General features: G+C 40.2%; 20 protein-coding genes and 1 pseudogene. 16 read left to right on the forward strand and 5 right to left on the reverse strand.

From position 1 onward, the window contains the following. Positions 1-67 precede the first annotated feature (67 nt). Together ACFX4W_RS02275 and ACFX4W_RS02280 are read left to right on the forward strand one after the other, a co-directional pair. Complete coding sequence (locus tag ACFX4W_RS02275; protein WP_043981108.1) at positions 68-1033, forward strand: 2-hydroxyacid dehydrogenase; 966 nt, start codon at positions 68-70, stop codon at positions 1031-1033. Positions 1034-1044: 11 nt separating this feature from the next. Further along, on the forward strand, positions 1045-1275 hold the full coding sequence (locus ACFX4W_RS02280) for a YczI family protein (protein WP_043981110.1): 231 nt from the start codon (positions 1045-1047) through the stop codon (positions 1273-1275). 28 nt (positions 1276-1303) lie between these two features. On the opposite strand, the gene ACFX4W_RS02285 is transcribed toward ACFX4W_RS02280, so the two are convergent. Further along, positions 1304-2179 (reverse strand): Cof-type HAD-IIB family hydrolase, encoded by an 876-nt coding sequence (locus tag ACFX4W_RS02285; RefSeq protein ID WP_280560048.1) that lies wholly within the window; start codon positions 2177-2179, stop codon positions 1304-1306. A 164-nt stretch (positions 2180-2343) separates the two neighbouring features. Between ACFX4W_RS02285 and ACFX4W_RS02290 the strand changes: the two genes are divergently transcribed. After that, the gene (locus tag ACFX4W_RS02290) at positions 2344-3102 is read left to right on the forward strand and encodes a DeoR/GlpR family DNA-binding transcription regulator (RefSeq protein ID WP_014458988.1); all 759 of its coding nucleotides are present in this window, start codon (positions 2344-2346) and stop codon (positions 3100-3102) included. 52 nt (positions 3103-3154) lie between these two features. Continuing rightward, the gene (locus tag ACFX4W_RS02295; protein ID WP_162215279.1) at positions 3155-3364 is read left to right on the forward strand and encodes a hypothetical protein; all 210 of its coding nucleotides are present in this window, start codon (positions 3155-3157) and stop codon (positions 3362-3364) included. Positions 3365-3710: 346 nt separating this feature from the next. Here the strand turns inward: ACFX4W_RS02295 and ACFX4W_RS02300 are convergent, their stop codons facing one another. Together ACFX4W_RS02300 and ACFX4W_RS02305 are read right to left on the reverse strand one after the other, a co-directional pair. Next, the gene (locus ACFX4W_RS02300) at positions 3711-4397 is read right to left on the reverse strand and encodes a YoaK family protein (protein WP_043981119.1); all 687 of its coding nucleotides are present in this window, start codon (positions 4395-4397) and stop codon (positions 3711-3713) included. Between the two features lie 72 nt (positions 4398-4469). Then, positions 4470-4970 (reverse strand): GNAT family N-acetyltransferase, encoded by a 501-nt coding sequence (locus ACFX4W_RS02305; protein WP_043981121.1) that lies wholly within the window; start codon positions 4968-4970, stop codon positions 4470-4472. 114 nt (positions 4971-5084) lie between these two features. Here ACFX4W_RS02305 and ACFX4W_RS02310 point away from each other — a divergent pair, with 114 nt between their 5' ends. The 8 genes from ACFX4W_RS02310 (at position 5085) to ACFX4W_RS02345 (ending at position 13803) form a co-directional block, all read left to right on the forward strand. Next, positions 5085-6014 carry a hypothetical protein gene (locus ACFX4W_RS02310; RefSeq protein ID WP_280560047.1) on the forward strand — a complete coding sequence of 310 codons (930 nt, stop codon included), beginning with the start codon at positions 5085-5087 and terminating at the stop codon, positions 6012-6014. A gap of 104 nt (positions 6015-6118) precedes the next feature. Beyond that, complete coding sequence (locus tag ACFX4W_RS02315) at positions 6119-6748, forward strand: CPBP family intramembrane glutamic endopeptidase (RefSeq protein ID WP_280560046.1); 630 nt, start codon at positions 6119-6121, stop codon at positions 6746-6748. A gap of 224 nt (positions 6749-6972) precedes the next feature. Next, positions 6973-7668 (forward strand): FadR/GntR family transcriptional regulator, encoded by a 696-nt coding sequence (locus tag ACFX4W_RS02320; protein WP_013058211.1) that lies wholly within the window; start codon positions 6973-6975, stop codon positions 7666-7668. A 274-nt stretch (positions 7669-7942) separates the two neighbouring features. Beyond that, positions 7943-9502 carry a sodium:solute symporter family protein gene (locus ACFX4W_RS02325; protein ID WP_237074303.1) on the forward strand — a complete coding sequence of 520 codons (1560 nt, stop codon included), beginning with the start codon at positions 7943-7945 and terminating at the stop codon, positions 9500-9502. After that, a complete protein-coding gene (locus tag ACFX4W_RS02330; RefSeq protein WP_043981129.1) occupies positions 9477-9722 on the forward strand; it encodes a hypothetical protein in 246 nt (81 codons plus the stop codon). Before ACFX4W_RS02325 ends, ACFX4W_RS02330 begins: the two co-directional genes overlap by 26 nt. A gap of 218 nt (positions 9723-9940) precedes the next feature. After that, a complete protein-coding gene (locus ACFX4W_RS02335; protein WP_280560043.1) occupies positions 9941-10834 on the forward strand; it encodes a PEP/pyruvate-binding domain-containing protein in 894 nt (297 codons plus the stop codon). 22 nt (positions 10835-10856) lie between these two features. Next, entirely contained in the window at positions 10857-12491 is a 1635-nt protein-coding gene (locus tag ACFX4W_RS02340; protein WP_162214689.1) for a PEP-utilizing enzyme, read from the forward strand. Continuing rightward, complete coding sequence (locus ACFX4W_RS02345; RefSeq protein ID WP_280560042.1) at positions 12478-13803, forward strand: MFS transporter; 1326 nt, start codon at positions 12478-12480, stop codon at positions 13801-13803. Before ACFX4W_RS02340 ends, ACFX4W_RS02345 begins: the two co-directional genes overlap by 14 nt. Before the next feature lie 86 nt (positions 13804-13889). Here the strand turns inward: ACFX4W_RS02345 and ACFX4W_RS02350 are convergent, their stop codons facing one another. Both ACFX4W_RS02350 and ACFX4W_RS02355 read right to left on the reverse strand, forming a co-directional pair. Continuing rightward, entirely contained in the window at positions 13890-14357 is a 468-nt protein-coding gene (locus tag ACFX4W_RS02350) for a hypothetical protein (RefSeq protein ID WP_043981135.1), read from the reverse strand. 74 nt (positions 14358-14431) lie between these two features. Continuing rightward, entirely contained in the window at positions 14432-14941 is a 510-nt protein-coding gene (locus tag ACFX4W_RS02355; RefSeq protein ID WP_323618052.1) for a GerAB/ArcD/ProY family transporter, read from the reverse strand. On the opposite strand from ACFX4W_RS02355, the pseudogene ACFX4W_RS02360 reads away from it, so the two are divergent. The 4 genes and pseudogenes from ACFX4W_RS02360 to ACFX4W_RS02375 all read left to right on the forward strand — a co-directional run. Continuing rightward, positions 14941-15162: pseudogene (locus ACFX4W_RS02360) on the forward strand (DUF2306 domain-containing protein); the annotation flags it as partial. The gene ACFX4W_RS02355 and the pseudogene ACFX4W_RS02360 overlap by 1 nt on opposite strands. Positions 15163-15241: 79 nt before the next feature. Then, the gene (locus ACFX4W_RS02365) at positions 15242-15724 is read left to right on the forward strand and encodes a GNAT family N-acetyltransferase (protein WP_043981141.1); all 483 of its coding nucleotides are present in this window, start codon (positions 15242-15244) and stop codon (positions 15722-15724) included. Positions 15725-15726: 2 nt separating this feature from the next. Next, the gene (locus ACFX4W_RS02370; protein ID WP_162214688.1) at positions 15727-16806 is read left to right on the forward strand and encodes a DNA alkylation repair protein; all 1080 of its coding nucleotides are present in this window, start codon (positions 15727-15729) and stop codon (positions 16804-16806) included. Between the two features lie 159 nt (positions 16807-16965). After that, positions 16966-17550, forward strand: a complete 585-nt coding sequence (locus ACFX4W_RS02375; protein WP_162214687.1) for a hypothetical protein — start codon at positions 16966-16968, stop codon at positions 17548-17550. The last annotated feature ends 42 nt before the right edge of the window (positions 17551-17592 follow it).

The raw sequence follows: 17592 nt of genomic DNA on the forward strand, positions 1-17592 counted from the left end.
AGGCTTATGATAGGATAGCTAGTTACTATTCATACATATGAGTGAACAAGGAAAAGGAGAGATACACATGGGGAAATACAAAGTTGTTATGTCTGGAAAAACGTGGCCAAATGCTTACGAGAAGCTAGCGGAGCACTGCGATATTCAAATGTGGGAAGGAGAAGGAAAGATTCCACAAGAAACGCTGCGCGACTGGCTTCGTGACGCCGACGGCTTTTTTAATATCGGCCACATCACAGTGGACGAAGAGCTGTTAGAAGCAGCGCCGAATCTGCGCGTTATTTCTCAATCAGGCGTCGGGTATGACAGTGTAGATGTCGAAGCATGCACCAAAAAAGGGGTGCCGTTTAGTAATACGCCAGGCGTTCTAGTAGAAGCAACGGCAGACTTAACGTTTGGTCTCTTGCTGTCAGCAGCTCGCCGCATTCATGAAGGCTATGAAAAAGTGAAACAAGGAAACTGGGAAACGCTGTTTGGCGTTGATTTATTTGGAAAAACGCTTGGTATTGTTGGAATGGGCGATATCGGAAGCGCCGTTGCCAGACGAGCAAAGGCATCGGGCATGAACATCGTTTACCACAACCGAAGCCGCAAGCATGAAGCCGAAAAAGAGCTTGATGCCGTATACCTTTCATTTGAAGAGCTGCTTCACACAGCTGACTGTATCGTATGCTTAGTGCCGCTTTCAAATGAAAGCAAAGGCATGTTCGGAGAAGCGGAATTTAAAGCTATGAAAAACAGCGCGTATTTTGTGAACGCAGCGCGCGGAGGATTAGTGGACACGGAAGCACTGTACGAAGCGCTGAAAAATGAAGAAATTGCGTATGCCGCACTGGACGTAACAGACCCAGAGCCGCTTCCGGCAGATCATAAGCTCCTGCAGCTTTCAAACGTACTGGTGACGCCGCATATTGGAAGTGCTACGTACGAAACGCGTAATCGCATGGCAGATTTAGCCGTCCAGAACCTGCTTTTAGGTCTTGAAAAAAAGCCTTTAGTGACGTGTGTGAATGAAGACGTGAATTACAAGTAAGGAGAGATTTTTTGTTAAAAGCATTACAACTTATTTTTTCAATTATTACTGTTGGACTGGCTCTTTATATCATGCTTACTCACAGTTACCAGTTCCTTTCGTTTTTAAATATACTTTTAGGTTTAACGATGCTAGTTTTAGGAGCAATCGAGTGGCAAAAAAGAAAGAAAACCAGCGCATGGCTGTTGTTTTTAGTTGCGCTGTTTAGCTGGTTTGTCGGTATTTATCGCATGACCATTTAAAAACGCTTGGCAAATGCCAAGCGTTTTTTTAATGTGCTTCCAGCTGTGCTTCTAACACTTTTTCAATAACGGAAGCTACTCCGTTTTCATCGTTTGTTAATGTAACGTCATCAGCTAACGCTTTAATTTCCGCGTGCGCATTTGCCATAGCGATTCCTTTTCCAGCTGTTTGCAGCATGGATACGTCGTTAAAGCTGTCTCCAATAGCAATGGTATCATGAAGAGAGCCGCCGAGCTCTTTTACAACGTATGTTAATGCGTTTCCTTTTGACGCGTCTTTGTGTTCAAGTTCGAAGTTATGATCAGCCGAAGATACAAGCGTCATGTCGTGCTGCTTGCTAAAGTGATCCCAGCCTTTTTGTCGTTTTTCATCATCAAATGAAAAAGCCAGTACGTTATAAAGCTCAGCGTTTGTATTTAAAATATCTTCATACGATGCAACAAAGGCAAATCCCGTTTGGCTGTATTGCTTAGCCGCTGCGTGATGAAGTCTTTCTTCATCCACGTTTTTATTGGCGCTTTTTACTCGGTCAATTTCAATAGCCAGCAGCTCACGGCCTGAGTTTGGCGTATAAATCGCATGTTCAGCAAACACTTCATAGTAAAATTCGTTTGCATCCAGCCACTGAAGCGCTTCTTTGACGTGATGTGCATCAATCGGAACAGAATGTCTGAGCTGTCCGTTTGGGTCATGAATAGTCGCTCCGTTTGCGGCAATCACCCAAAGGTTTGAAAGCTCAGCTTTTTTTAAAATTTCCTGCACGTCGAAATAAGCGCGCCCCGTAGCAACCACGACGTCAACTCCGTGTTTTTGCGCTTTTTTAATGGCTTCTGCATTAATTGTGCTAATTTCACTGCTGCTATTTAAAAGCGTTCCATCCAAATCTGTAAAAATCATCTTCATAAACGATCTCTCCCTTTGACTATTGTTACTTGTTTTTGCGTGTTTTATCTTGTTTATCCTACAATAAACGAAAAAACACTGATAATCAAGCGTTTTTACATTGTTTTTACAAAAGAAACAAGTATAATAAAGTAAAAAGCAGAAAGAAAACAGGTGAACAAGCAATGTTAAAACAAGAAAGACGCAAACAAATTATGAATTTGCTTGAAAAAGAAGGGCGAATTGTGGCTACCACGCTTAGCCAAACGCTGAATGTTTCAGAAGATACAATCCGCAGAGATCTGCGGGAAATGGACGCGCTCGGTCTGCTGCAGCGCGTACACGGAGGAGCGCTTCCGCGTTCCACGTCTGCGGTTGATTACAAAGAGCGAAAACGTGAATTGATGGATGTCAAGCATTCACTTGCCGTTGCGGCGCTTCCGTTAATTAAAGACGGGCAGGTGCTCTTGATGGACGGAAGTACAACAAATATTCAGCTTGTCAAAGCTTTTCCAAAGAATTTAAACGTCACGGTTATTACAAACAGTCCGTTAATTACCGTTGCACTAGCGGAACATGACTTTGTAGAAGTTGTTTCTCTTGGAGGGACATTTCGAAAAGAATCGATGGTCACGGTAGGACAAAGCGTGGTTGATACGCTGAAACAAATTCGAGCGGATCTCTGTTTTTTAGGCGTATACGCAATCGATCCTAAAATCGGCATGAGCATTCCTTTGCTTGAAGAAATGCACATTAAAAGCCAAATGATTAAAAGTGCGAGTGAAGTAGCGGCTATTGTAACAGCTAAAAAACTCAATACATCGTCAACGTACACGTTCAGTTCAGCCAACTCACTAGATTGGCTCATTACAGAAGAACATGTGAACGAAACCGTGTTAAATGCTTACCGCGAAATCGGCATTGAAGTAATCACAAATAAATAGTCGTTTTAGTAAGGAAGTATATGGTAATGTAGAGTAAAAAGGAGCTTGAGCGATGAGCGAACAAATAGATGTTACGCAGGAACTAGCGAAGCTTCAGCAAAGAGTCGAACACCTAGAGGAAAGAGTGGAAAAAGCAGAGTCTAAGCAAGGTCCTTTGCGGTCATTATGGGAAGCCATACGATCGATTTTAATTGGACTATTCATTGTAGGGCCTGCAGCAGCAATCATTTTTGGCGTTTTAGCGGCACTAGCGGGAAAATGAAAAAGGTTGAGACATAACTAAATCAATATAATCTCAAGGCGAACAAATTGGATAGATGAGCTATTGTGTTCGCTTGTTACAGCGCTATTGATTTCCGTGCAAGACTTCGCTTTCCGCGGGCGGCTGGTGAGCCTCCTCGTCGCTTTCACTCCTGCGGGGTCTCACTTAGCCCGCTTTTCCCGCAGGAGTCTTCGTCTTGCCCTCCAATCAACAGCTAGAAGCTGCTATATATATGAACGTTCACTATACTAATAAAAATCCGAACAAATTTGATTCTCAATCAAGAATCAAAATCGTTCGGATTTTCCTTTGACTAAAATACTTTTATCCCAGCCTCGTTTTATTATTATTTTTCTGAATCAGAGTGAAACTTCGTGCTGACAAAAATGATAATGGCTAACAAAATCACAATTGGCAGCCAAATAATTTCAAATTTATAAGCAGGCTCTGCAAGCGCGGCGATAACAGCGCCAAAGCAGTAAAGCACAAGAGACAGCGCGCGAAGAATAGCATCGGTGTTAAACGTTTTGCGGTAGCGAGAACTGCGAAAACGTGCCGTTACGTCTTCAAAAAAGTTAGCAAGCGTCCCTGTCAATACAGTTGTGGAAATGCCGGCTACGCCAAGCTTTCGAGCCGCCGTTGTTTGAAGACCCATCGCTGAGCTTAATAAGAAAATAAATAAGTAAGTTAAGTGTAAAGAAGGAGAAAACGAAGATAAAAGTGCAAAAACAAGTAAAATTAATCCTTCTATTCCAAGCGCGATCGTTACGGCTTTAGGCCAAAACGTTTTTTCTTTGTTTCCAACTAAAATTGCAGCTCCTACAACTCCTATAATAAAGCCTCCTAAAGCTGTCAGAGAGTGAAAAACAGTTGTTTCAAGCGAGTTTCCGATTGCTAACCCGAGCAGCACGATGTTTCCGGTCATGTTTGCAGTAAAGATATGGCCAAGGCTTAAGTAGCCAATCACATCGACGATACCCGCTGTGACACAAAGAACCAGCAAAATAATGTTTCGATAAGTAGAATTCGTCACGGTAAGTCATCCTTTCTTTTATACCAACTAAACAGTTTACCGTGAAGAAAAAAATCTGTCCAGAGAGTTGTCTTACAAATTTTTAAGCGTGTCCCATCCAAAAGCCACTTCAGATAGGGAGGTCCCCTCAATAACAACCTCAGCACGATCGATTCTTTTTCCGCCAAGCGCTTCGTAAAACTGACAGGCGCCGTTTTGTTCAAAAGCCCATGTGAGCATCGTATGTATATGTTGGTTTGCCAACTCTTGCGCTATTTTATGCATAAGCGCTTTTCCGATTCCTTTTCGCTGATGCTCTGCGAGTAAATACATGGCATACAGTTCTCCTTTATAGAAAGGATGCTTGCTGGTTCTTTCTTTGCCATAAGAAGCAAAGCCTACGATTTGACCGTTTTCTTCTGCAACAAAAATAGAATTTGATTCCAGCTGCTTTTTCCAGACGGGCTTTCGCTTTTCAGCGCTCAAAGAATCTAAAAAAGAATCCGGAACAAGTCCTTTATAAGTTGATTTCCAGCTTTCTACGTGTACATTTGCAATGCCTGCTTCATCGCCAATTCTGCCTGGACGTATCATATGCTCACCTCATTTTTCCTATATTTTAACATAATTTTAAAACGGGCATCCCCGTTTTTTCATTTTCTTTGTATATATATAGGAGCTATTTTACATAACAAAGGAGATGATATAATGAGTAAATTATTATTAAAAGATCAGCCGTTAATTGTACTACCGGCGCTGGCAGTCAAAGTAGGAGTGAACGGAGCCCTGTTTCTTCAGCAGCTTCACTACTGGCTTGAAAAAAGCGTAAACGTGCAGGACGGATATACGTGGGTATACAACACCAATCAGCAGTGGCTGCAGCAGTTTCCATTTTGGTCGCTTTCAACGATTCAACGCATCATTTCAAAGCTTGAAAAAGAAGGCCTGATTGTAAAAGGAAAGTACAACCGCTCTAAATTTAACAACACGGTCTGGTACCGGATTGATTATAAGAAACTAGAAGAGCATATGCCAAGCGATGAATTTGAAGAGCTCGAAGATGTCAATTTGACAGAAGGAGAGAGTCAAATTGAAGCAGCGGATTCACTCACTGTGACGGCGTCATTAACAGAGACTACAGCAGAAAATACAAATCAAATAAAAAGAGAAGAAGCCGCGCATGACGCTTACGTACAAACGTTAGAAGCCGCTTTTATTGCTAGAAGAAACCGAGGAGTGTATCCTTCAGCGAGTGACTTGAAGCATATGTACGAAGTCGCCAAAAGCGAAATACCTATAGAAGAGGCGCTAGCTGGACTGCATGAAGCATTTGATCACTACGTGCCTAAATACAGCGGAGATACCATTCGAGCATTTGCCTACATTAAACAGCATCTTTTTCATAAGCATTATGTAACATCACAGCGCACGCTAGCGAGTCAGCAGACTGAAAAGCCGCTTTCCTACGCTACTAAAAAGCGCGTTGTTCGCAAGGAATTGACGCCGGATTGGCTAAGAGAAAATGAAGAGCTAGAACCTTCAGCTCCTGCTTTTAAAAACGATGCCCACTTTGAAGAAGAAAAGAAAAAGCTTGCTGAAAGTCTTCGTGAGCTGGAGCAGGAATTAAAAAATAATTGAAAATACCCCCGGACTTTTATAAGATAAAAGATAGTAAACCTTTTGAATACGAAAGGTTTACTAGGTAAAAGAAAAGCGTCTCTTAAAGAAGGTGCGCCATAAACGTGATAAAATTTTTGTTTTTGCTGTTTATGCCAACAATCTTTGTTTTTTTCGGTTTGTGGCTTATCCAAAATGTGTTGGTAACATTTGTTTGCTTTTACGGCTGGATGTTTATGATTTTATATGCGAATAATAAAATTAACTTGAAGGTAGCGCTTACAAAAAAATCTCTGTATATGGGAACTCTGAGCGGAGTTCTATGTGCCGCTGTGATAATTGGAAGCAGCCTGTTTTTTTCTGGTAAAATCTTTCATGTAGAAGATATGCAAGCGGTTTTGCAAATATGGGGATTTAGCGGATGGAAAGTGATCATTTTAGCCGTCATTTTGATTTTTATTAACCCTTATTTAGAAGAAATGTATTGGCGCGTCTATATACAGAATAAAGTGAAGAAGCATCTGTCCTTACCCGCTTCAACCATTGTTACATCAAGCTTTTATACGCTTTATCATCTGTTTATTATTCTGCCCGTTTTTGCGTTTCCTTTTAATTGGATCTCGGCTGTAGGCGTTTTTTTAGCAGGTATAACGTGGGCGTGTATAAGGGAGCGATATGGTGCCGAAGCGGCAATTATTAGTCATGCGTTAGCGGACGCGGCGATTATGATTGTATACGGATTATATGTAAGATAGTGGTATTATGTCAAAAAACCATGAATCGTTATTCATTTATAACTTGTTTTCATGGTATAATAACAATAATAGTAAAATTTTATCAACACATTTGAATTGAAATAATGTATACTTGTAATACAAAGATTGAAGCGTTTACATAAATCGGAATACACATAGTTAATCTGGGTCCGATGAAAACTAAAAAAAAGAGAGAGATAATTACTTGGAGGAGGAATAGAAGTATGTTTGTACCTATTGAGCGTAAAAAAGTATCTAGTCAAGTGCTTGATCAATTAAAAAAGATGATTAAAGAGAAAACGTTCCCGCCAGAGTCTCGTTTGCCGTCGGAACATGAGTTATCCAAAATGTTTGGAGTGAGCCGCGCACCAATTCGTGAAGCGCTAAGCGTTCTTTCTGCCAGCGGATTAATTGAATCACGACAAGGCGGAGGAAGCTACGTAAAACGTGTAAACTTAGTGGGTATGCTTGATCCAATGACGTTTGAAATGGTTGAAGCAGATCAGGTTCTTGAATTAATTGAAATGCGTATTATCATCGAGTCGCAGGCAGCAAGCTTAGCCGCGCTGCGCCGTACGGATGAAGAACTGATTGAAATTAAAGAATCGTTAGAAGCATTTAAAAAGACGGTTCACAACAGTGAAGAAATTGGACATGAAGCGGACTATCGCTTTCACCATGATATCGTGAAAGCAGCTCATAACTCATTCCTTCTTCATGCTGTAGAAGATTTAGGCCATTTGTATCGAAAAGCGCTTGCTTATTCGTTAAATAAAAGCCAAAAAGAAAATCGCAAGCAAACGGATGCCGACCATGAGCGTATTTTTGAAGCGATTAAAAATGGTGAGCCAGAAGAAGCAGCAGAAGCGGTTCGTGATCACTTAGAGCACGTTCGCCAAAAAGTAATGGTATCTCAATAATAAAAAAAACGATAGTCTCAAGGGCTATCGTTTTTTTATATTTCGTTCATGTGAGGAAATAAAACATGTTGAAAACGAAAATTTACGCTTAAGCCGGTGCGAATGTGCCGGCTTTTTGTATATAAAAAGAGAAAATATCTAATTATACTCTTTAATAATCAGAAAATACAGTATTGTTAATAATTTTATGGCGTGGTATTTTATTAACAAATGTTACTTTTATTTACATATTAATGTTAGTAAATATAACATTAATAGGAGGAGGAGGGAGAAGATGCTTTCATCAAGCGTCGGGTATTTGATTTTACTGATTTTTGGAGGAGGCTTTACGGCCGTTACAATCATGATGCAGCGCCGCCAAGGAAAGGAAATGACGGCTGAGCAGTTTAGTACAGCCGGAAGAAATGTAAGCGTTGGGCTGGCGAGTGCATCCATTATTGCTGCATGGACGTGGGCCGCTACGTTAATGATGTCTTCTTCCACAGGCTATCAGTACGGCATTAGCGGACCGTATTGGTACGCAGCGGGAGCAAGCATTCAAATTTTGCTGTTTGCCATTGTCGCGATTAACCTGAAGAAAAAAGCACCGAATGCTCATACGTTTTTAGAATTTATTGCACAGCGTTTCGACGTGAAAAATCATCGTTTAATGCTTGGCTTTGCTCTTATGACAAATATTATTGTGACCGCCATGGTTATTTTAGGAGGAGCCATTGCTTTAAACTCTCTTACCGGGATGAATATTTTTATTGCTGCTTTTTTAATTCCTCTTACGTTTACCATCTACACCATGATTGGCGGTTTAAAAGCCTCATTTGTTGCTGATTATTTTAACACCGTTTTTATTTTCATTATTTTATTTATTTTTGCTGCTGCCGTTTATTATAAGTTCGGCATAACAAGCGTGTACGAAGGGCTGAAAAATCTGCCTTCGTCACAGCATATGCTTACGATGGCATCGGTGCCGGGTCTTTTGTTTGGGATGATTAATATTATCGGGAACTTCGGTACGGTCTTTGTGGATCAAGCATACTGGCAGCGTGCCATCGCAAGTAAAAACAGCGCTGCTTCAAAAGCGTATATTTACGGCGGAATTGCCTGGTTTTCGATTCCCTTTGCCGTTGCCACTTTCCTAGGTGTAAGTGCGGCTGGGCTTGGAATTGCCGTAGATTCACCGGATTCTATCGCGCCCGTTATGGCGTCACACGTGCTTGGAAATCTAGGTTCTATTTTGTTTTTAACGATGCTGTTTATGGCGGTAATGTCGACAGGAGCGGCTGAATTAACAGCGATCACAAATATTATCGTAACGGACATTTACCTGCGTTCTATTAATCCAAAAGCAAGCAGTAAAAAAATCTTAAGCACGTCGCGAAAAGTGACGCTTGGCTTTGGGCTTGCGATGGGTGTGTTTTCCATTTTACTGTTTTACTTAGGAATTAGCCTTGGGTTTGTGTATATGGCTATGGGCATTTTCGTCAGCGGAGCCGTTATTCCCGTTACGCTTGGACTGATGTGGAAAAAAGCGACGAATACAGGTGCATTTTACGGAGCGCTTTTAGGGATGATTGGCGGCGTTGTCGCATGGAACACATCTGCTTACTTGATTAACGGTCACATTAATGTAGAAGCCCTTGGCGGACTGTATCCAATGCTTATTGGAAATTCTACCGTTTTTATTATCAGCGGAATCATATCAATTGGACACGGCTTGCTTGCTAAAAAAGAATTTGACTTTGATGAACTAAAAGACAAATTCAAAAGCTTTGATGAACATGGAGATGAACCACTAAGGGAGGAAGTGGCGTATGGATCCACAACAACAGTTAAATAAAGACGCAAAGCTATGTGCGCGCTGGGCGCTGGGACTTACATTTTTGTTTGTCCTCTTGTTTCCAGGCGTGATGTTTTTAACGGGCTATCAATACACGCTTTCCTTTTTTAAAGGCTGGACGTATTTTGCGTTTGGCTGGCTGATTATCGCGGGAATTTGTATTATTGTGGGGCCTGTGGTGGAGTTTGTGAGGGAGAAGAAGGAGAGAGATACCGTTTAATTTGTTAAAACGCTACGAATTTCAAATGTGTTAGTTATAAAAAAAATCACAAATCATATTCTAGTGAATATGGTTTGTGATTTTTTTGTAAAGATATTTAAAGTTATGTTAATTTTTGGTAAACTGGACTTAGTTCCATAAAATTACATTATGGTTTTAAATAGATTTTCCTATTTTATTTGGTTGTCTTTTAACATAAATGAAAGGAGGTTAAGTGATTGTACATCGTCTCTTTAGAAAAAGCATGTTATGCAGAACTTCAAGCAGTAGGTTCAAAAGCTTACAATCTCTCAAAAATGATTCAGCACGTTTCTCATATCCCTACAGGATTTGTTTTAACATCTCACGCATTACATTCCTTTTTAACGTTTAACCAAATAGAAATAAAAGCAAAAGATAGCAGCTTCATAGAAAAGAAGATTCAAAGCGGCACGTTTCCTTTAGCTTTGCAAAAAGAAATTGTTTCTTCGTATGCCAATATTCAAGGTGCTGGTGTAAAAGCCGTAGCCGTAAGATCTTCTTCCGCACTTGAAGATTTGGAGAATGCGTCTTTTGCCGGACAGTATGAAACGATATTAAACGTAAGAAACAGAGAAGAACTTTTGACAAGTATAAAAAAATGCTGGGCTTCTTATTTTTCATCCGTTGTTCAAGCGTACGCCGAAGATAAAGAAATTTCGCTTTCTAATCCCCAGATGGGTGTCCTTGTACAAGGAATGGTTGAAGCCGATGTATCCGGAGTGATTTTTAGCGTAAATCCTATTACAGAAAGTGAAGATGAAGTAGTCATTAACGTGGCGTACGGCTTAGGAGAGGGAATCGTATCAGGTGGTGTTACGCCAGATTTATTTATTATTCATAAACAGACAAAAAGTATAGTGAAAGAACTAGGATTAAAAGAGTATAAGCTAGTGTCAGGTTTTACAGGAATAACAAAAGCTGTGACAACGGATAAAGAAAAAAATGAATTTTCCATATCAGATGAAACAGCACTACAGCTGCTTTGTTTAACGAATCAAGTAGAGCAGTATTGTCAGTACGCTGTAGACATTGAATTTGCCATAAAAAATGAACATATTTATTTGCTTCAAGTGAGACCTGTTACTACATAATGAAAAGGAAAGGGGAAATCAAATGAACGTATTATCTGCATTTCAAAACGACCTATTTTTAAGTGAGGAAGAAAAACAAACAGGATTTTGGGTGCAAGACAACCTACATATCGCACATGCGCTAAGTCCTTTATACGCTTCCTTTCAGCTTCCGGCAATGACTTATGGGACAAAGCAAGGTTTTGAAACGTTAAAACTGCCTATCTATCAATTTGTAGTGAAATTAGCTGATGGAAAAATGTATCAGCAAAATATCCCGTTTCCCGGTGACGTAAACGATCGCTTAAAGGAGCACCAAGAAGCAGTGAAGCCGCTGTTACCTCGACTTAAACCTAGATTATACGAGTACGTTAATGAGGTGTTTTTACCTTTTTATACGGAAGTTAAAAGAAATGCAGAACGTCCCTTATCTTTAAAAGAAGCAGAAGAAAAAGTAAAAGAACTGCATGATTTTTATAAAAAAGCTTGGCAGCTTCACTTTGAAATTGTCATGCCAAGAAGTGACTTAGGAATGATTTTAGAAGAGCTATATGGAGCCTTGACGGGAGATGAGAATACCGCTTACGTATATGATCTGCTAGAAGGCGTAATGAACAAGTCACTTGAAACGGATCAAGCACTTTGGGAACTAACTGACAAGGTAAAGCGTTCTGGGCCGTTAAAACAAGCTTTTACGGACCAGAAGTCAGAAGACATAGAAGCAAATCTATTAGGCACAGCTGAAGGCAGAGAATTTTTAAAGAATCTGCAAAACTTTTTGGATGAGTATGGCTATCGTTCTGCAAATTCGCACGAGTTTATTGATGAGACGTGGGTAGAGAATCCTTTACATGCGCTATCGATTATTGCTGGCTATGTGCGTAAAGATTACGACTTCAAGAAAAATTATGAAGATGTCGTAAAAAAAAGAGAAGAAAGCTATCATGATGTACTCGCAAAAATGCCAGAGTGCCAAGAAAAAGAGCAGTTTAAGCTGTTTTATGGATGGGCCCTAGACGCGTGGGGGTTGGATGAAGATCATCATTTTTATATCGATGCGATGCTGCCTGCTACAGCAAGACTGTTTTTGCTGAATGTAGGAACTCTTTTAGCTGATCACCAAGTGATTCATCAGCCTCAAGATATCTTTTATTTCTATTACGATGAATTGCTGGAAGTATTAAAAACGCCCGTGGCATCTCATGAACTGATCGTCAATAGAAAGCAGGAGTTTGAAGAAAATCGTCATAAAAAAACGCCGCCTGCTTATGGCACGCCTCCTCAAACAGGAGAAGATCCTTTATTAGAGCGTATATTCGGGAAAATGGGGCCTCCAGAAGTAGATGAAACGCAAAAAATCTTTAAAGGAAGTGCCGCTTCAAGAGGCGTTTATACGGGAGTAGTAAAAATCATTTCAGATCCAAGTCAATTTTCTAAACTTAAACAAGGAGAGGTTCTTGTGTGTGAAACAACAGCACCGGCTTGGACCACGTTATTTTCGCTTGCAGGCGCAATTGTAACCAATGCAGGAGGGATTTTATCTCATGCAGGAACAGTGGCTCGTGAATATAAACTTCCAGCGGTTCTTGGCACAAAAGTAGCCGTGGATCTACTAAAAGACGGAGATGTTGTTACCGTAGACGGAACTAACGGAGTGGTGACGATTGAACAGCAGTAAGCCGTCTTTGATTATCTTTTCTATTTTAACGGGAACTTTTTTAATTCCCGTTAATTCCACTATGATTGCAGTAGGCTTACCGTCTATTGCCAAAGCGCTTCATCTTTCCATCGTACATGTATCAGTAGTGGTAACTATCTACTTAATTGTGATGGCAGTTGCTCAGCCCATCGCGGGGAAACTTGGCGATTTATATGGAAATAAAACGATGTTCGTAGCTGGAATGATTATTTTTTTAGTGGGATCTGCCGCCTGTGTGTTTTCATATAACTTACTTTCGCTCACCGTTTTTCGAACGCTGCAAGCATTAGGAGGCGCACTAGCTACGCCTAACGCAACAGCCATTATGAGACACAGTTTGCCAAAAGAAAAGCTTGGAAGAACACTTGGGTTATTTGGCTTATCAATGGGGCTGGGAGCAGCTGTAGGTCCTGTATTAGGTGCCTTTTTAATTAAGTATCTTGGGTGGACGTCGATTTTTTGGTTTAACGTTCCTTTTGCTGTTCTATCGTTGATTTGCTCATTTATATACGTGCCGTCTAACGTAAAACAAAAAGCAAAAATGCTGGATATAGGGGGCGCTTTTTTACTTGGAGTAAGCATGACGAGCTTTACGCTAATGCTGACGCACCGTGATTTGTTTAATGCTTGGACTATTTTTATATGCATAGCGTCTATCGCTCTTTTCATTGTGCAAGAACGCAAAGTCCAAGAGCCGCTGATTGATTTTAAGCTTTTTAAGGTTCGTCCTTTTTTTTCTTCAAATCTTTCCATTCTATGCAGTAATTTTATGATGTATAGTACCATTTTGTTTGTTCCGCTTTTACTAGAGAAGCAGTATGACATTCGTTTAATTGGTTTGCTTCTTTTCTTTTTTTCATTAGCCATGTCTATTTCTTCTTGGCTGGGAGGATTGTTAGCAGAAAAGGTAGGGAAAGAACATCCGATACGGCTATCATTTCTTATTTCACTGCTTGCGGCGATGCTTTATTTCCACTTAGCAAATGCCTCCATTTCTTATACCATTGTATCTTTATTAGTAGGAGGAGTGGGAGCAGGGATCGGTGTTTCATCTATGCAGGCTATGAATATTCAATCCGTCAAAAAAGCGCAATCAGGCACTGCATCGGGCATTTATTCTACTTTTCGCTATATTGGAGGAATGTTAGCGTCAGCTGCGGTGAGCTTGTTAGTAGGCACTACTGGTCTATTAGTGGTTCTATGTATAGCCGGAATAGCAGGATTCCTTGTGTCGTTAGTTGGAAAAGAAAAAGAAAAGCAAGTTTCCTTGTCTAAAGACGTTTTTAAATAAAAAAGAATAGCCAGCGGAGAAGCAGACACTCATTTTATTGCAGGTCCTGAAAATGATGATGTGCTGATCCAAAGGCTATTCTATTTTTAAGTGATCGCTCTTTTTTCAATTTTACACACCCACCGGTAATACTGCACCACCATCCAAAACAACAGCGGATTTAGCAGGAGCGAATACCACCATGTCCACCATCCGTAGTGAAAATAACCCCAAGGAGCAGGGAGAAGGGCCACTACTTCATAAAGTAAAACAGCAACCGACCAAAGTAAAATATAGGCGGCTTTTTTTGTGAGCTTTCCGGCAAAAGGATAGTAGGTAAGAAAAAGCATGTTCACAGGCGGAATGAGAACAGTATAGGCAAAAATACCTTGCCAGTCTGTCTCTTGTGTAAAATACCAGTAGCCGTGAAATTTGAAATTAATGAAGACGTCAAAGATATGCTGAGCAGCAATGGTGAACATCCAAATGTGAACAATTTGATTTGTTGTGAAGCGCTTGTTTGTTTTAAAAGCAAGAATGTTAAATATTAAAATAGAAAGAATTAATCCAATCATATTGGTTCTCCTTTTGGCTTCTTGATTATATTGTATAATTTTAGGAGATTAAATCCAATAGAGAAATGGACATACTACGAATTTTCTGCGGTATTTTTCACAGGGACGGACTGTACTTTTTTTCGATTTCTTAAAAATGCGATCACGAGTAAAAGAGCAGGAATGACAATTTGAAACGGAAGATGTAAAGTGAGCGGAATGATTTTTAACCCTTCATATACGTGTTCGAAATAGTTTTGAGCAATAGACAATGAATAAAACAAAACGACTAAGCCGATTGAAAATACAAGCGGTGACGGGTTTTTAAGCTTAAACACGTGGGAAAGCCCCAGCACAGTGGCATAGAAAAACAGACCGATTTTAAAGAAGCCGCCAGTGATTAAAGCCAGCATAAAAAACACATCAAGCCGTTCTAAAAAACCTGCGAATTGAATGCTTTGAACCGTGCTTAAAAGCGGAAAAGCAGACCTCGATGTTAAGGTAACGCCCAGCACACCTATATTCACAATCATTGTAATCATAAGGTTAATACCGTTTAACGTAATGGCGCTGAATACAATCAAAGCGGTCTTTTTCACATTCATGGAAGAACTGGCTTCAGCATCATATTCGCGGTATGCTAGGGTCTTATATCGGAGCGGTTACCGCACTGCTTGTAAATGTTGGAGACAGTATTCCGCTGTTAAACAAGCTTCCGGCACTTTCTTATTGGTTTTTGCCGACGATTATTGGCAGTCCGCTTATTTACATAGTCGCAAGACGCTATAGAAAAAATGCTTCTGTTTCTAAAAAAATATCATACTAGGCAAAAAAGCCTTTTACCGAAAAGGCTTTTTTCTATTGCGAACATTTGTGCTATGATAGAGAAGCAAGGAGGATGCAGCATGAAAGAAAATCATCAGTTTACGATACATACGAATAAAGAAAAGCTTGATATAGATGTCATCTACTCGTACCTTCATTATGAGTCATATTGGGCAAAAGGAATTCCGCTTCACCTTGTTCAAACGTCCATTGAACACTCCGTTTGTTTTGGCGTGTATGATGAGTGCGATAAACAAGTAGGATTCGGACGAATTATTTCTGATTTTGCCACGTTTGCTTATTTGGCGGATGTGTTTATTCTTCCGCACGCACGGGGCAACGGGCTTGGAAAAGCGCTGGTACAAGAAATGATTGGCTATCAGCCGATTCAACACGTACGAAAAATTTTATTGGCAACAAAAGATGCTCACGGTTTGTACAGTCAGTACGGATTTAAAGAAGTTAAAAATAAGCAGCTGTTTATGCAAATTTTTAAAAAAGGCATGTACGAGCGGGCGCTTTATTCAAAAGAAAATAAAATACTGCCTGGAAAAGAGGGATAAGTATGGCTGAAGAGTTACGTAAAAGCGTATTTAATGAAGAGTTGATTACGCACTTGAGCGACGCTTTTTCACGTGAAATGAGTTCATTTGATAAACAAGTATTTCATGAGCTGGTTTTTCAACAGGACTGGGAAGACTTAGGGCTGAAAGAGCGCATGAGAAGAATTACGCTTTCCATGCATGAAGTGCTGCCGGAGGATTATGAAGAAGCACTTCATATCCTTTATAAAGTGGCTCCAACGGTAGGAGGACTTCAAGGCACGATTTTTCCAGATTACGTTGAACTGTACGGATTGAACGATTGGAAAGCTTCAATAAAAGCACTCGCGTTTTTTACGCCGTTTTCCACATCAGAATTTGCGGTGCGTCCGTTTTTAATTCAAGATAAAAATCGAATGCTCCAGCAAATGATTGAATGGGCAGGAGATGAAAATCATCATATTCGCAGATTAGCAAGCGAAGGGAGCCGGCCTAGACTTCCGTGGGGACAATCAGTACCTGCATTAAAGCAAGATCCGAAACAAACGCTGCCGATTTTAGAGCAGTTAAAATGCGATGAATCGCTCTATGTCCGAAAAAGCGTAGCCAATCATTTAAATGATATTTCTTACATAGAAAAAGACTGGATGCTTGATGTGGTGAAAAGCTGGTACGGAAAAGACGTTAAAACCGATTGGATCGTTAAACATGCGTGCCGTTCACTGTTGAAAAAAGGAGATCCTGAAGCTCTGTCTCTTTTTGGCTATGGAGATGATCCGGGCGTGACTGTCACAGAACTTAGCGTACATCCGCATACTATTACAATCGGTGATAGCATTGACTTTTCTTTCCGATTATCGGTGAAAAAAAACATGCCCCTTCGCATAGAGTATGGAATTCATTACGTAAAAGCAAAAGGAAACCGCAGTCAAAAAGTGTTTATGCTAAAAAATGTTCAAGCAAAAGCAGGCCAAACGCTGACAGTCACAAAAAAGCATGCGTTTAAAGATTTAAGTACAAGAAAACATTACAGCGGTACGCATACGCTTTCTGTTATTGTAAACGGAGTGGTAAAAGCAGAAGCGGACTTTGTGATAGAGTAGCTCTTTCCTCATGGAGAGAGCTTTTTCTGTTTTTATAGAGCTGGTGAGGAAACTTAAGTCAATAGGTTGGTTGCTGCCTCTGTACTTATTTACAAAATCGACTGATAAACATCCATTTAAATTCCTTTTATGGTATATTAATCCTTGAGGAGTGGTGAAGTGAAGAAATTTATGGTGGGCACATTGAGTGCTTTTTTGGCAATGTCATTGGTAGCGTGCTCAAACTTTGCTAGTAAAGAAGAGAGCGGCTATAGCATTCAAAAAGTGAAAGTCAAGATAACGGATGCTGCTGATTTAATTGGAAAAGTTGGTATACAAGATAGCAAAGGAAAAATGGTGGACGTAAAACCAAAAGCGCTGTATTACGAGTTTAAAATGAAGCAGCAAGGCAAGCGTAAATTCTATCAAAATGATAAAGACGAAATAGAAGCTAAAATTATACCGAATGAAGATTTAAAGAAAGCATCTATCAATACAGTAGGTGTTAATGTATTTGATGAAGGGCATGAGCAGTTCGGTACAGGTATGGGAATTGAAGAGTTTAACTATATGAAAAAAGGAAAAGTCGATGTGCACTACGATCTGGGCGCGACTGTTAAAAACAAAGAAATGCCTATGGCTCCGTCCGATCAGGAATTAAAAAAACTCCAAAAGGTGGCGAGGCATGGAACACTCGTCATTACGAGAAATAACAAAGAAATTGGCCGATATGATTTAGAAACGCTAGAATCCGTAAAGAAATGAACATAGGAGAGATAGCTGCATGGACTATGAAACAGCTAGACT

Source organism: Priestia sp. YIM B13489, from assembly GCF_042787645.1.
Classification (GTDB): Bacteria; Bacillota; Bacilli; order Bacillales; family Bacillaceae_H; genus Priestia; species Priestia megaterium.

Excerpts from the sequence above, each read along its gene's own strand:
- ACFX4W_RS02275 (WP_043981108.1), top strand. The coding sequence starts at position 68 with ATGGGGAAATACAAAGTTGTTATGTCTGGAAAAACGTGGCCAAATGCT.
- ACFX4W_RS02285 (WP_280560048.1), bottom strand. The coding sequence starts at position 2,179 with ATGAAGATGATTTTTACAGATTTGGATGGAACGCTTTTAAATAGCAGC.
- ACFX4W_RS02290 (WP_014458988.1), top strand. The coding sequence starts at position 2,344 with ATGTTAAAACAAGAAAGACGCAAACAAATTATGAATTTGCTTGAAAAA.
- ACFX4W_RS02295 (WP_162215279.1), top strand. The coding sequence starts at position 3,155 with ATGAGCGAACAAATAGATGTTACGCAGGAACTAGCGAAGCTTCAGCAA.
- ACFX4W_RS02305 (WP_043981121.1), bottom strand. The coding sequence starts at position 4,970 with ATGATACGTCCAGGCAGAATTGGCGATGAAGCAGGCATTGCAAATGTA.
- ACFX4W_RS02310 (WP_280560047.1), top strand. The coding sequence starts at position 5,085 with ATGAGTAAATTATTATTAAAAGATCAGCCGTTAATTGTACTACCGGCG.
- ACFX4W_RS02320 (WP_013058211.1), top strand. The coding sequence starts at position 6,973 with ATGTTTGTACCTATTGAGCGTAAAAAAGTATCTAGTCAAGTGCTTGAT.
- ACFX4W_RS02325 (WP_237074303.1), top strand. The coding sequence starts at position 7,943 with ATGCTTTCATCAAGCGTCGGGTATTTGATTTTACTGATTTTTGGAGGA.
- ACFX4W_RS02330 (WP_043981129.1), top strand. The coding sequence starts at position 9,477 with ATGGATCCACAACAACAGTTAAATAAAGACGCAAAGCTATGTGCGCGC.
- ACFX4W_RS02340 (WP_162214689.1), top strand. The coding sequence starts at position 10,857 with ATGAACGTATTATCTGCATTTCAAAACGACCTATTTTTAAGTGAGGAA.
- ACFX4W_RS02350 (WP_043981135.1), bottom strand. The coding sequence starts at position 14,357 with ATGATTGGATTAATTCTTTCTATTTTAATATTTAACATTCTTGCTTTT.
- ACFX4W_RS02355 (WP_323618052.1), bottom strand. The coding sequence starts at position 14,941 with ATGAATGTGAAAAAGACCGCTTTGATTGTATTCAGCGCCATTACGTTA.
- ACFX4W_RS02365 (WP_043981141.1), top strand. The coding sequence starts at position 15,242 with ATGAAAGAAAATCATCAGTTTACGATACATACGAATAAAGAAAAGCTT.
- ACFX4W_RS02370 (WP_162214688.1), top strand. The coding sequence starts at position 15,727 with ATGGCTGAAGAGTTACGTAAAAGCGTATTTAATGAAGAGTTGATTACG.